Below are 14044 nucleotides of genomic sequence, written 5' to 3'. Positions count from 1 at the left end.
CTGAGAGATCTCCATAATGGAAAAAGATCTTCGCATCAGGATCATGAGCATCAACATAGATATGATCAATGCGCTGCGTATTGAAAGTGGAGGCCCTTCTGACCAGTCCATGAACTTCGTATCCCTTGGAAAGGAGAAATTCTGCAAGATAGGATCCATCCTGCCCTGTTATTCCGGTAATAAATGCTCGTTTCATAATATTTTAACAGCTTTTTTATTTAATTTGACGTATTTCCTTGTATAGCAGTGTAATGCTCATTCATCTTATGAAAAGAGTTTAGAATGATCTCTTATTACTACGCTATTACTTGATATAAAATATAACCTCTTTTTGTGCTCATACCTCGAGATATAATTTTTTTTAGATTCAAATTTTATTAGTCAATTTATCAGAAAAAATCACTTAAGAATAGCTAAAAACCACCTTTCGAACCACCGTGATTTATAAATGCTTTATGTGCCTACGATCAGTAAAGAGGGGATTCTTCGCTAACCTCATTGATCTTTTGGGTTCAATCTATGAGATATATAATCACTGAATTGCGATAGTTCTCTCTTCTGCTTTTAAGCAATTTTCATGGAAAATTTTTTTGGAGTTTTTCTCCCCTCTTCTTTTCGAATATAGGATCCGCCCCTGATTGAGCAGAAGGTGACCCCCGGATACATCCCACCGCAATTAGGTACACCCCTCCCGCTCATTCTGCAGGAGCATCATGCTCACATGGAGTGCAGTAAAGATCAACTCAAGCCCGACAATAACGCTTGAAAGTGCCAATACTGCATTCGTGATCTGGGATAACGGGCCTGATACAGATATCCACTGGCTTAAAATATACATACCACTCGCAAACCCCAGTATCATAAATAAAATACCGACAAACAGCATTTTTTCAAGTGTCGGATACTGAAGGATCTGAGAGAACCAGGGACCACATTCATCAAGCTGGTGGGTGACACTATACGATTTCATTACCACACCAGAGAGGAGAAACTGAAGGCCGCCAAGTACAAGGATATCGCCGAGTATGAATGAATGAAGGCCCTGAAGCTCAACTGATTTTACCAGGCCGATACCGATCATCAGAGAGAATCCAAGAAGAATAAACAGAAGACCGGGAACAATTAAGAACCTGAGTGGTCGGACAATAAGGATAAACCGCACATGCCTCCATCCGTCTGCAAAACTGTGAAGTTTGGAGGGCCCTTTCCGGGGATAATAGGTGATCGGGATCTCCTCTACGACAAGCCCCTTTTTTGCAGCTTCAATCAGCATCTCTGAGGCGAACTCCATTCCTCCGGTATGAAGAGATAATCTGCGTAATGCATCTCTTCGAATCGCCCGCATCCCGCTATGAGTGTCACTAAAATGCGAATGAAACGTAAAATTGAGAAGAAGCGTCAAAAGAGGATTTCCAATATACTGATGCAGCCATGGCATGGACCCGGGAAGAATCGTCCCTTTCAGTCGTGATCCGATTACCATATCTGCTTTCCCCTCCAGTATAGGCTTTATTAAATCAGGAATCAGCCTGAAATCATACGTGTCATCGGCATCACCAATAACAATAATCTCACCCTGTGCATGGGGAAATGCGCAAAGGTATGCATTTCCATATCCCCGTTTCTTTGGGTGAATAATGTGTGCCCCATAAGAGCGTGCAATGTCCGTCGTTGCATCCGTTGAAGAATCAGCGATAATTATCTCATATGAAATATTGTTATTCACGCACCCGGTCTTTACTTTTTCAAGACAGGATCCAATTGTCTGTTCTTCATTTAAGGCCGGAATAATGATCGTTACAAGTGGTTCCATTGACATGCCCGCATATGTTCAGCAGATACGTCTGATGTATAAGAATAAATGTTCTGGCAAGACAGGTTCGTCATGGTACTGTGTGCCCGGACAGAAGCATCAGGATATGGCCGATAAAACATATTTTACGGATAATATCTGACTAAAGTTTAGGTTTTCTCATGGAAAGAAGGATGAGAAAAAGCGATTAAGAAATATGGAAGGTATATGAGTATTTAAACAACAAATCAGATAGTACCTATAATGACCGCTCTAAAAACATGGCTGAATACGCATTCAACGCATATTCTTCTTCTCCTGGTTTTTATATCAGCTCTCTTTGGTCTCTGGCTCCGGCTCCTTCCGATGGAATTTCTTGGTGACGGCCCGGTCCAGAAACTCATATTTATGGACACCTGGTACTCGATGCGACAGATAGAACAGATATCAGCACAGTATCCCGGATATGCATGGTTTGATCCGATGACCGCCTTCCCAACCGGGAAGGATGTCGACTGGGGACCCGTATTTCCCTTCCTCTGTGCTACCGTCTGTGTTCTTTTTGGGGCCATTGCACGGCCGGAAAATATGATTATTGCATCATACGTCCCCCCCATATTGTTTCTCCTCCTGATACCGGTAGTCTGGTATTTGGGGAAAGTATCCGGTGATGAAAAAACAGGCTGGATTGCAGCAATTCTTCTTCCAATTATTTCAGGAGAGCTCTTGTACCGGTCGTTGTACGGGTACCTCGATCATCATAGTACTGAAACACTCTTTTCTATGCTCTTTCTCACCCTGATCATTGCCCTTCTCATCACCACTCAGGCAATACATACGTCATGGTACACAAAAAAAAGTATTATCCTTGCAATATCTGCAGGGGTTGTATATTTCCTGGGTCTTATGAATATTCAGACCATGGTTCTCTTTGCAGCAGTGTGCGCTCTGATCTTGCTGATCCATGCTCTGGTAGTTCGGGACAAACATCATCTTTTCATACTCTTTCTTCACACCACTCTCTTCTTTGCAACGTTTACGGTTCTCTATCTCTCCCTTGGATTAATCCATGATGGTTTCTCTTTGAGCAGGTATTCTCTCGGGCATGTGCTCGTAGTTCTGGCAATCCCCCTTGAACTGGGACTTCTTACCCTCTTTGCACATCTATTCGAAAATAAGCCTCCTTACTATTATATCGGGGCAGTAGTAGGCTCCCTTGCTGCGGGGTATGCATTCATCGCAACTCTGATCCCTGATATCGCTGCGCAGATGAATAACTCCATGCATTATTTCTTTTTCTTTTCCTATGCTGAATCGTATATCAATGAGATGCAGATGTGGGAACCGGTTCGGGCATGGTACTCATACAACCTTGCATTATTTTTTGCACTGGCGGGTATCGTCATCTGCATATTCAGGCTCATCCGTTCATACCAGCCGGCACTCATGGCAATTCTGGTCTGGGGCCTGGTCCTCATCTATGCAACGGTGATGCATGTCAGGTATGAATACTACGCAACAGGAGCAATTGTTCTGTTTGCTGCGATAGCGCTCAGTACTTTGTACGCAATGATTGCAAAGAGTGAGCAGCCGGAGAAGCGATCGAAAAAGATGACAGACGGAATAACACATCAGATCCCCTGTCGTGCTCTTGGTGTCGTCGCCATACTCCTGCTGCTGATCGCTGCATTTTCAGCCCAGACCGTCATGACCGTTGCGGATAAACAGATCGGGCTCATTTCAATGACCAATGACTGGGCCGACTCCCTTCTCTGGCTCTCTGCCAATTCTCCGGATCCGGGCGTTTCATATGACCAGATATATAAGAAAACCAACTTTTCCTATCCAAAGGAGGCATATGGAATTATCTCGTGGTGGGATTACGGACACTGGATTACCTTTTTGAGTAAACGAATCCCCGTAACATCGCCCTTCCAGGATAATGTCCCCCCGGTTGCACGGTTTTTATCTGCACAATCAGAAGATGAGGCAGAAACGAATGCCAAAGAAGTAAACGGTAAATACATCATCACCGATTTTGCCACCGTCACCTCAAAATTTGCAGCCCTTCCGCTCTGGGCATATGGGAAAGACAGTATCTCCCGGTACCAGGAGACCTATTATCAGCAATCACAGCAGGCAGGCAGATATGATCCGGTTCTCGTCCTAAAACAACCCTATTTCGAGAGCACCGCAGTAAAGTTACACCTCTTTGATGGTTCATTTGTTCCAGGCCAGGGAGGATCACTCCTGACCATCAAAGAGTCACCAATGGCCCGGGGTTCATACAAGCTGATAACAGAGGCCTCACAGGTATCAGCCGCTGACGCTCAAACAATCCGCCTGAATCAAAATCAAATGACCGGTTCAATCCAGTTTACCAAACCCGTCACCGATGTCCCGGCCCTTGGTCATTACCGGCTCATCTACGAATCACCAACAACCGTTGCAGAGGATGAAACCCATCAGATACAAGAAGTGAAGATCTTTGAACGGGTGAAAGGCTGCACTATTCCGGGCAATGGAACCATCGAACTCCCCGTCATCACCAATCAGGGCCGGACCTTTACCTGGCGTGAGCAGAGTGTGAATGGTACGTTCACCCTGCCGTACAGCACACAGAACAATCCGTATGAAGTCCGGGCCACCGGACCCTACCGGATTCTTGAAACCGGAAAAACAATCGAGGTTGCAGAGGATCAGATTACCTGATCCTCACACCCGCTGAAAGTCATCTTCAGCCCGCTCGATATCATCTTCTTCAAGATATTCCCCGATCTGAACCTCAATCACCTCAAGCGGAATCTTCCCTGAGTTCCCAAGCCGGTGCATGACCCCTGCCGGAACAAAGGTGCTCTCTCCCGGACGAACAAAGAGATGTTTGCCATCCAGCTCAACATCAGCGGTCCCATGCACCACCACCCAGTGCTCACTCCGGTGATGATGCCGCTGGAGTGATAACCGCATGCCCGGGTTCACCGTAAGACGTTTAATCTGAAAACCTGGCCCGGTCTCAAGACCAAGGTATGATCCCCAGGGCCGGTAGACCAGCCGGTGAATCTCCGTGATCGGGTTGCCCTGATTCTTAAGTTCCCTGACAAGGTCTCCCACCTTTTCAGCCATATCCCGACGGCAGACTAAAAGCGCATCACAGGTCTCAACGACAATGGTATCCCTGATACCAATAAGGGCTGCAAACCGATCCTTTGTGGTTACAAAATTACCATACGATTCAATGGCCACACAGGTGCCTGAATTGTCACAGGCATCCTTACCTGAAATCTCATACCATGCGTTAAAATTTCCAAGGTCAGACCAGCTGGCAGAGAGCGGAACAACAGCAACAGCATCAGAATGCTCAAGAATGCCATAGTCAATGGAAACTGAAGGGAGTTCCTCCCATGAACCCGTTGTTTCAAAAATGTCTGCAATCTTTGGCTGAAATCTTAAAAGTTCTTTTGAAAAGATCGGAACGGAAAAGAGGAACATCCCACTGTTCCAGAAATAACCATCCTTTACATACTGTCGGGCCGTCTCTTCGTCAGGTTTTTCCTTAAATTCGTTTACACGAAACCCGATCTCAAGCGGGCTGCCGGGGGCGATGTATCCATAGCCGGTATGGGGACTGTCAGGTATTATTCCAAACGTAACCAGGTACCTGCTGCTTAAAGGAACCGCAGAACGCAACTCTTCTCCTGCCGATGCTCCAAGCAGATGATCACTTGGAAAGACCATGATAACCGCATCAGGATTTTTCCTGGCGATCTCTGTAACCCCCCATGCAATTGCCGGAAGGGTATTTTTTCCGGATGGTTCACATAGTATCTGCTCATCTGGAACAGAATACCCCAGTTCAGCGATCTGGTTCTTTACCAGAAAATGATGCAGTTCGTTGGTTACGATATAGATGTCTGAAGGCCTGCTGTTCTCGAGCGCTCTCAGGTATGTCTTTTGAAAGAGTGAGTGACCATTTACCTGAAGAAACTGTTTTGGATAATAGGTCCGGGAGAGTGGCCAGAGCCTGGTTCCCACTCCGCCCGCTAATATTATTGTGAATATCTGATGCACATTAGTACATCATCTCGGTACTGAATCAATATTATTTTTATGAATTTTTAAGTAGAATTTTTATGAAAAGAGTTAGTATTTTGGGAAATTATCGCGATTAATTTGAATTAATTCAATATTTCCTCCCAATACCGGATAAAGAGTAACAGTTACTGAATCAAATTCTGATACATATGAATTGTCATTATAGGGCTTCTGATCCCATACTACCGCAGTAGATGATGCAGTATTATATCCTTTAGTCTCTAAAGAGATCGGTTGGTCGATCTTTCCGACTTCTATCTCCTGCGAAAATGCTTTTTTGCTTGAAATCCAGCCTTTTCCAAGAATATAGTATATATCATATACACCTGGGCGCATCTTATCAAAAGTATGGGATTCTCCTTTTGGAATATAATAGGCACAAATTGGATTTGGCCAATTTGGCTGTCCTAATACAACCAAAGCATCCAATTTTCCCTGTGTATTGTCAATTGTCAGTTGATTTTTTCCACCCGTAGGTTCCCTTCCTGATACCAACGCCCCATGTACAACGGTGGTAATCATGAACAGGATCACCAGAAAAATGAACCATTGAATCGGTTTTCCTTTGAAAAGCATAGGGGTAATTTCTCACCTAGAGAGAAAAAACTATCGAAAAAAGTTGATGGGCTCGCTGAGATTCGAACTCAGGATCTCCGCCATGTCAAGGCGACGTCATAACCAGCTAGACCACGAGCCCCCGGTTGTGCCTTACAATGTAGCCTTCCAGTGGATATATGTGTTGTGATCTGTTCCTGAAAAATGAATTAAATTCTGGCAAATTTTGCCGAATATATTCCTGGCATACCCCGAATCGCTTCCATCACCTCTTCCGGGACATCTCCATCCACATTCAGGACCATGATTGCCTCTTCTCCTGGCTGGAACCGGCCGACCTGCATCCCGGCAATGTTAATCTGATGCTCTCCAAGGATGGTGGATGCCCGCCCGATCACTCCGGGCCTATCCAGATGCCGTGAGATGATGACTGCCCCCTCCGGGACCATATCCATGGTATACCCGGCAATGGATACGATCCTCGCACCACCTTTGTACAGAACAGAACCTGCAATGACCAGTTCGGAGCTGTCCGTCGTCACCTTCATGGTCAGGAGGTTCTTATATCCGGCCGATTCGCCGGTCGTCGTCTCCGAGACTGCAATACCCCGGTCCTTGGCTATATATGCTGCATTGACCATATTCACCGGGAACCGGAGGATGGGATCCAAAAGTCCCTTAATAGCCATGTGGGTGATGAGTTTTGTTGACTGCCCAAGGGATGCAAGTTCACCGCCATAGATCATCTCCAGTTTCTGGACCCGGCCATCAATGATCTGGATCATGAGCCTGCCCATACGTTCGCCTAAGGTTGCATAGGGTTCAATGATCTCATGCTGCTCGGCAGGGATGATCGGAGCATTGACGACATATTTTGCATCTTTACCATTAAGCACATCAAGACATTGTTTTGCGATGGATATTGCCACGTTCTTTTGGGCTTCTATGGTACTTGCGCCAAGATGCGGGGTTACGATAATGTTTGGGATACCAATAAGCGGACAGTTCTTCGGCGGTTCCTCTTCAAACACATCAATCGCTGCCCCGGCTACCTTTCCGGATTTCACTGCTGCAGCAAGGGCTGCCTCGTCAATAATTCCACCACGGGCACAATTAATTATCCTGACCCCGTCCTTCATGGTAGCAATGGTCTTTTCATTGATGATATGACGGGTCTCCTTGATAAGAGGGGTATGGACGGTGATGATATCCGCCTTGGTAAAGAGCTCCTCAAGTGACATTGATTCAATGCCCATCTCCGCTGCCTTCTCTGAAGAGATGAAGGGATCATACCCGATGATATGCATGTTAAATGATGACGCGCGTTTTGCGACCTCACGCCCGATACGTCCGAGCCCCACAATTCCCAGTGTTTTCTCATTCAGCTCAACACCCATGAATTTGGACCGCTTCCACTCGCCGGCCTGCATGGATGCATTTGCCTGGGGAATATTCCGGCAGAGTGACAGCATCATGGCCATAGTATGCTCAGTTGCCGCAAGGGTATTGCCTTCCGGGGCATTCGCAACAATGACACCATGACGGGTAGCGGCATTCATATCAATATTGTCGACCCCGGCTCCGGCACGCCCGATAAACCGGAGCTTTTTACCCGCTTCAATAACCCGTTCAGTCACCTGCGTTCCGGACCGGACAAGGAGCGCATCGTAATTTTCAATGGTCGCAACCAGTTCATCTTCAGAAAGCCCGGTGTTTACATCCACCATGGCGTGTTCGCGAAGAATTTCTATGCCTTCCTCCGCGAGTTCGTCACTGACAAGGATAGTATATGTCACAGTACTCTCTTAGAAATCACAGTGAGATCACTTGATTGTTCGCAGAAAAAGAGAGACTGATGTTTGTGTTATCTGAAGGCCCCAAAATAAACGGGTTTCTGTCACAGATGGTGTTTTCTTTTCTGTCTCGCGGCGTTTTCAAGATACGACAGTCCCTGCCTGCCAGTCATTTCATCTGATGCAGTATAGATACATATTCCGGTTTTCTTTGCATTCCGGACAAAAGAAGTATCCGATTCATGAACCGTATATGGAAAAATATCAACGCTTATCCCCATATCAGAGAATATATCCTGGTATTTTTCAATCCTGTCAATAATTCTTTTATCACTCTCTGAAATCACGAGGAGCAGATCGATATCGCTACCGGGGACCGCCTTGAACCGGGCAACAGACCCAAAAAGCCAGACTTCACGGATCTCCGGATACTCCGTACACGTATCAGCTACCCGTTTCAGTCTCTCTATAATGAATGAGTAATCAAGCCAGAATATCCTGACAGAACCGAAGGATATTTTCTGCACTGCTGATTGCGGCATAGGCGTCTTCTTTTGTAAAGTGTTCATGAGGTGTACCGAAGGTCAGCCCGTCCGGATATCGGCTGATAATGTACAGCCGGTCAAGCCTTTTCGCATCAGAGAATACCTCTGGGGTGATCTCAAGAGAATCTGTCAGCCCCATGAACCGTTTCTCAACAGAGCAGCCCCGGGCCTCACCGCCATAATACTGATAAACGGCTTTTATGGATTTTTCTGCTGCCTGTTGGGAGATAAAGCAGGCCCATTCATAATGACCTGCTTTACAATTATCCACGGCTGCTTTCAAATCGAATATTGCCTGCTCTATCCAGTCCTGACTTCTCTCTGGCATCTACACTATCGTTCAAATAACGATGTCTGGACATCCCGGTCTATCATGGTTATACACCGGTCATCTGATAGTTCATCTCTGATCTCAACCGGGTAGCATCCGGTCAGACACCCAAGACAGAGATCATGACGGGGGAGACCGATAGCACTCACGAGTGATTCAATGGATATATAATGAAGACTGGTTGCAGTAATGCTTTTTCTGACCTCATCGACATCTTTGTCACTCCCGATCAGCTCTGCCCGTGTTGGCATATCAACCCCCAGATAACAGGGGGCCTTGATGATCGGCGAGCCGATTCTCATATGGATCTCCCGTGCCCCGGCATCCCGCATTGTCTCAATGATCCGACGGGATGTTGTCCCCCGCACGATGGAGTCATCAACCAGAATGATCGACCGGTCCCTCAGATGATCCGGAATCGGGTTGAGTTTTATCCTGACCGCCCGCTCACGTTTCTCCTGAGTCGGCATAATAAATGTCCGGCCCATGTACCGGTTTTTAATAAGGCATTCCATGAAGGGGATGGTGGATCGCTCTGATAACCCGACTGCATATGCCGTCCCTGAATCCGGCACCGTGCAGACCGCATCGGCTTTGACCGGGCTCTCTTCATAGATCATCGCGCCAATCCTGCGGCGTACGTCATACACAAGGGATCCGTCAATGCGGGAATCAGCCCGTGCAAAGTAGATATACTCAAATACGCAGTGCCCTTTTCGCGAGGCAACCGCTATCTGTTTAAACCGGATCTCGTCGCCGGATATGTGGATCATCTCACCAGGATACACATCCCGTTCGTACTTCCCGTTCAGCGCATCGATAGCGACACTCTCCGATGCAACCATGAAGCCTGATTCAGTTCTGCCAAAACAGAGTGGCCGTATCCCATGCGGATCACGAAATGCATAGAGATCCCCGTCATAGAGCATGACGACCGAATAGGATCCCTTCAGACATGCCATGCATTGTTTCACCGCATCTTCTATGGTGCCCCCTTTTCTGATCGACTCGGTGATTATCTTGGAGATGATCTCGGTGTCAGAGGTGGACCAGAAGATCTGCCCGCGATCCTCGAATTGTGCTCTGAGATCCCGATAATTCACGAGGTTCCCATTATGCGCTATCGCAATACCATGCCCGCGAAATGTGAATAAAAATGGCTGAATATTCTCAGGACGATTCTCACCGGTCGTTGGATATCGTACATGCCCGATACCCGCCGAACCAACAAGTGATTTGAGAATCTGCTCATTGAACACCTCAGAGACTAATCCGTTTCCTTTGTGTTTGCATAGTCCCGAGCCGTGAAACGTGGCAATACCGGCACTCTCCTGCCCACGGTGTTGGAGAGCGTATAACGCATAATAAAGAGAAAAAGAGACGTCGGCAGAACTCCTGATGCCAACGATCCCGCACATGATTAATGAGTTGCAACTTTTGGCCGCTTGGTAATCCAGCCGTAAGAGCGCATGCGGGTAGAGCGGCCAAATCCACATGATGAGCAGATTTTATGACGCTTGTGATAGGACATCCGCCCGCATCGTCTGCAGGTCAGGTGGGTCTGAGTCTGTCTTTTTCCTCGTGATGGTGTTCCTTTTGACATTTTTCTGCCTCCTTATTGGGGATTCGTGGAGATGTAAATTACATTATCGCCGCGAATAATCAGGGTACCGATACTTTGTGCCTGTCCATCCACAATCTCCTCTGCTTTATCGAGAACAAGGTTCATGTGGACGTCGTATCCCTGGAGAACTCCTTTGATTTCCCTGCCCCCTTTCAGGGATATCAGTACTGGCTGGCGATTCAGGACCTGATCTAAAATATCCATAGGTCTTTTAGTCATATCTATACCCTGCACTACTCGAAATGAGTGAATAAATTGCGCCGGGATGTCTCATAAACATACCTGTCATACCTGGTCCCTGCTGTGTCCGTATCGTTTATGGGAATTCAGGTAGCCGTACTATAGAGATATGGGTAAGCTGACCTCAAAAAGAAGGCATTCAATTCGGAAATCTCAGGTAAGCGGTATACTGGAACGGCTCAGAGAAGAGATCGGGGACGGAGCTGATCAGTTCCAGGGAAAGATGATTGAGATCATCGAGACAAACCAGGATGTTCATCTCTATCTGGTAGATAAGGAACCTCTTATTCTTGAGAAGGACGGGATTCTGTTCCCAAGTCTGCGGGGAGCTGTATCCCGTCCCTTCCCCCAGAAACGGATCGTCGTGGATATGGGGGCAGTGTCGTATGTGGTCAATGGTGCGGATATCATGCGGCCCGGTGTGGTTGATGTGACGCCGGATGTAACTGCCGGAAAACCGGTTCAGATCGTGGATGAGCGTCATGGAAAACCACTGGCACTTGGTATTGCGTTATTTGACGCCGCAGACCTTCTTGCGCAGGAGAAGGGAAAGGTTGCCCGTACCTGGCATCATGTCGGTGATGATATCTGGAATCTTGAGTTCTGAACGGGGAAAGGACGCCTCTTGAGCCTGAAAAACCAGTATCTTTATTACAACTGACAGAAAAGGTTCTTATATGGGACTTCGCGACCTTCTCTTCGGAAGCAAGGATACCTCTTCCCCGGACGAATATAAAGATCTCACTCTGAAGGATTATGAACTGAGTGAAAACCCAGCCCTTCTTGTTAAGGTCGCTACGGTTACTGGTCTGCGGGAAAGTCAGATCGTAAAAGATCAGGTCTATGACGGGAATATTGTCATAGTGGACATAAACCGCCTGAAAATGGATAAGATCAATTACGAACGGGTCATGAAAGACTTCTATCAGGTGGCTCGGGATGTTGATGGTGATATTGTCGGTCTTGGTGATCAGCAGTATGTAATCATTACACCGAAAAACGTCAAAATCTCCCGTGACCGCATCGGTGGCGGTGCCTGAACTTGGAACAGGAGGTCAGGGGGATCTGTCCTGCCTGCAATGAGGAGGTTGACTGGACGTATAAAACAGAGAATATACCTTTTTTTTCAGATATTCTGATAATAACCTGCTCCTGTCCGAAGTGTGGATACCGGTTTTCAGATGTTCAGAATATCACCACCAATGAACCGGTCAGGTATATCTATTGTGCGTGCTCTGAAGAAGATCTCTCGACCCGGGTGGTGAGAAGCAGTGCTGCAAAGATCACCATCCCTGAACTTGGAGTGGAGATTGACCCGGGTCCTGCCTGTGAGGGGTTTGTGTCAAATGTAGAAGGGGTGCTCCTCCGGGTTGAGAAGGTCCTTGATGGCATCCTGATCGATGGTGATGACGAGCAGCGGAGAAGAACACTCGCCCTGAAAGAGAAAATTTACAATATTCAGAGCGGAAAAGAGGGCGTTACCCTGATCATTGAAGATCCACACGGGAACTCGCTTATCCACTCCGAAAAAGCAAAAAAAGAGACATATACTCCACAATCAGAATAATCTTCTCCCTTTCAGGATAATACCCGGTTCGGATGTGATGGTTCCGACAATCCGGGCATCGGGGTAATACTTCTGAACAGTCTGCACTCCCTCTTTGGGCAGGATGATCACATATCCCATCCCCATATTAAAGGTCCGGTACATTTCAGGCTCTGTTATATCTCCCACTGTTGCAATCCATTCAAATATCTCCTGGGGTACGAGGGGTGATTCAAAAACATACCCATAGGCACCAAGCCGGTTCAGATTGGTAAGACCGCCACCGGTGATATGACACATTCCATGCACATCGGTCTCCGCGCAGATATGGAGAACATCTGCATAGATTCGTGTGGGCCTGAGGAGCTCTTCACCAAGGGTGGTTCCGGATGGCAGCCGCTCTGCATAGGATCCATGCTCTTCAACCATCCGGCGTGCAAGGGTCAGACCGTTGCTGTGTATGCCTGATGAGGGAATGCCTACCATCACATCACCGGGAATGATGGCCGATCCTGTGATAACCTTCTCCCGCTCCTGAATCCCCAGGCATGCTCCGGCAAGGTCAAGTCCGGTCACAAGTCCCTTGAGGGTTGCCGTCTCACCACCAAGGATTGAGAGGTTTGACTGTCTGGCCCCTTCATTCAGGCCCTTACCTATCTGACGCATCTGTTCTGTTGAGAGAGCGGATGTGGCAATGTAATCGACAAAGGCCACCGGCTCAAGGTTCATGACATACAGGTCATTTACATTCATTGCAATGCAGTCTATACCGACCGTGGACCAGTCCTGCATGGCATCGGCAACGAGCATCTTTGTCCCGACCCCGTCAACTGCCATCGCGAGGACATATTTTCCAAAAGAGATAAATCCTGCAAAATGACCTATCTCTGAAGCCATGCCAAACTGATCGGATCGCCGGTAGGTAAGCTCGGATATGAGACTTTTTACAGCGGCAGCTTCAAGGTCAATATCAACGCCAGCATCCCGGTATGCATCCTGCTCCATGCTCATACCTCTTCGTTCTGGAGATTAAATTCATCATGCAGGACTCTGACTGCACGCGGCCCGTCCTCCTGCCGCACAACAAAGGAAATATTCACCTCAGATGATCCCTGGGAGATCATCATCACATTGATGCCCGCTTTTCCAAGAGCCGAGAAAGTCCGTCCTGCTGTTCCTGCCATGCCGGCCATCCCGGACCCGACGACGGCAACGGCACACACATCCTCATTTGCGGTGATGTCCCTGAACACACATCGCTCTTTGAGTGGCTGTAATGCCTCCATCGCGGTCCTGACCTGGTTTGCCTCGATAATCAGCGTGATATTTGCTTCAGATGATCCCTGGGATATCATCATGACATTGATCTGGTGCTCGGCAAGAAGCGTAAAGATATGGCGTGCGACACCCGGTCTACCCACCATCTGGGCACCGGCAATGGTGATTGCTGCCACCTTGTCAATATAGGTAACTGCTTTTACCACCCGGGAGTCCTTCTGCTCTCCCCCTTCGATGATCGTTCCCGG

16 protein-coding genes and 1 tRNA gene are annotated in these 14044 nt (G+C 47.4%); 4 read left to right on the top strand and 13 right to left on the bottom strand.

Translation table 11 applies throughout. From position 1 onward, the window contains the following. Both PLA23_RS04110 and PLA23_RS04105 read right to left on the bottom strand, forming a co-directional pair. The coding region (locus PLA23_RS04110) for a GDP-mannose 4,6-dehydratase (protein ID WP_324474119.1) at positions 1-196 on the bottom strand (196 nt) is incomplete at its 3' end. A 480-nt stretch (positions 197-676) separates the two neighbouring features. Then, positions 677-1819, bottom strand: a complete 1143-nt coding sequence (locus PLA23_RS04105) for a glycosyltransferase family 2 protein (protein WP_324474118.1) — start codon at positions 1817-1819, stop codon at positions 677-679. A 237-nt stretch (positions 1820-2056) separates the two neighbouring features. Between PLA23_RS04105 and PLA23_RS04100 the strand changes: the two genes are divergently transcribed. Further along, complete coding sequence (locus tag PLA23_RS04100; RefSeq protein WP_324474117.1) at positions 2057-4504, top strand: oligosaccharyl transferase, archaeosortase A system-associated; 2448 nt, start codon at positions 2057-2059, stop codon at positions 4502-4504. A gap of 3 nt (positions 4505-4507) precedes the next feature. Here PLA23_RS04100 and PLA23_RS04095 read toward each other — a convergent pair whose 3' ends face one another. The 9 genes from PLA23_RS04095 to PLA23_RS04055 all read right to left on the bottom strand — a co-directional run bounded on the left by PLA23_RS04095 (position 4508) and on the right by PLA23_RS04055 (position 10951). Then, on the bottom strand, positions 4508-5860 hold the full coding sequence (locus tag PLA23_RS04095; protein ID WP_324330782.1) for a mannose-1-phosphate guanylyltransferase/mannose-6-phosphate isomerase: 1353 nt from the start codon (positions 5858-5860) through the stop codon (positions 4508-4510). Positions 5861-5932: 72 nt separating this feature from the next. Further along, positions 5933-6406, bottom strand: a complete 474-nt coding sequence (locus PLA23_RS04090) for a hypothetical protein (protein ID WP_324330780.1) — start codon at positions 6404-6406, stop codon at positions 5933-5935. 101 nt (positions 6407-6507) lie between these two features. Continuing rightward, positions 6508-6581: transfer RNA gene (locus tag PLA23_RS04085), tRNA-Val, on the bottom strand. A gap of 67 nt (positions 6582-6648) precedes the next feature. Next, positions 6649-8235: a phosphoglycerate dehydrogenase gene (gene serA / locus PLA23_RS04080; RefSeq protein ID WP_324474115.1), complete on the bottom strand. Its 1587-nt coding sequence runs from the start codon at positions 8233-8235 to the stop codon at positions 6649-6651. Positions 8236-8336: 101 nt separating this feature from the next. Further along, the gene (locus PLA23_RS04075) at positions 8337-8774 is read right to left on the bottom strand and encodes a nucleotidyltransferase domain-containing protein (protein WP_324331647.1); all 438 of its coding nucleotides are present in this window, start codon (positions 8772-8774) and stop codon (positions 8337-8339) included. Beyond that, complete coding sequence (locus tag PLA23_RS04070) at positions 8716-9105, bottom strand: HEPN domain-containing protein (protein WP_324331649.1); 390 nt, start codon at positions 9103-9105, stop codon at positions 8716-8718. Before PLA23_RS04070 ends, PLA23_RS04075 begins: the two co-directional genes overlap by 59 nt. 5 nt (positions 9106-9110) lie before the next feature. Further along, the gene (gene purF / locus PLA23_RS04065) at positions 9111-10526 is read right to left on the bottom strand and encodes an amidophosphoribosyltransferase (protein ID WP_324331650.1); all 1416 of its coding nucleotides are present in this window, start codon (positions 10524-10526) and stop codon (positions 9111-9113) included. Between the two features lie 2 nt (positions 10527-10528). Next, complete coding sequence (locus PLA23_RS04060) at positions 10529-10711, bottom strand: 50S ribosomal protein L37e (RefSeq protein WP_011449998.1); 183 nt, start codon at positions 10709-10711, stop codon at positions 10529-10531. Positions 10712-10723: 12 nt separating this feature from the next. Further along, on the bottom strand, positions 10724-10951 hold the full coding sequence (locus tag PLA23_RS04055) for an LSM domain-containing protein (RefSeq protein WP_324331653.1): 228 nt from the start codon (positions 10949-10951) through the stop codon (positions 10724-10726). 130 nt (positions 10952-11081) lie between these two features. Between PLA23_RS04055 and PLA23_RS04050 the strand changes: the two genes are divergently transcribed. From PLA23_RS04050 to PLA23_RS04040, 3 genes are all read left to right on the top strand, one after another. Beyond that, a complete protein-coding gene (locus PLA23_RS04050; RefSeq protein ID WP_324474113.1) occupies positions 11082-11579 on the top strand; it encodes an RNA-binding protein in 498 nt (165 codons plus the stop codon). A gap of 70 nt (positions 11580-11649) precedes the next feature. After that, positions 11650-12012 carry a cell division protein SepF gene (locus tag PLA23_RS04045; protein WP_324330487.1) on the top strand — a complete coding sequence of 121 codons (363 nt, stop codon included), beginning with the start codon at positions 11650-11652 and terminating at the stop codon, positions 12010-12012. 2 nt (positions 12013-12014) lie between these two features. After that, positions 12015-12539, top strand: a complete 525-nt coding sequence (locus PLA23_RS04040) for a ZPR1 zinc finger domain-containing protein (protein WP_324330489.1) — start codon at positions 12015-12017, stop codon at positions 12537-12539. On the opposite strand, the gene purM is transcribed toward PLA23_RS04040, so the two are convergent. Both purM and PLA23_RS04030 read right to left on the bottom strand, forming a co-directional pair. After that, positions 12531-13523 carry a phosphoribosylformylglycinamidine cyclo-ligase gene (gene purM, locus PLA23_RS04035; protein ID WP_324474111.1) on the bottom strand — a complete coding sequence of 331 codons (993 nt, stop codon included), beginning with the start codon at positions 13521-13523 and terminating at the stop codon, positions 12531-12533. The two genes, PLA23_RS04040 and purM, sit on opposite strands and share 9 nt — an antisense overlap. Positions 13524-13525: 2 nt before the next feature. After that, on the bottom strand, positions 13526-14044 hold a 519-nt coding region (locus PLA23_RS04030), incomplete at its 5' end, for an ACT domain-containing protein (protein WP_324474109.1).

Source organism: Methanospirillum sp. (assembly GCF_035406105.1).
In the GTDB taxonomy this organism is placed as follows: domain Archaea; phylum Halobacteriota; class Methanomicrobia; order Methanomicrobiales; family Methanospirillaceae; genus Methanospirillum.
Note: the sequence above shows the minus strand (reverse complement) of the source record. Positions and strands in the feature narration are given on the sequence as shown.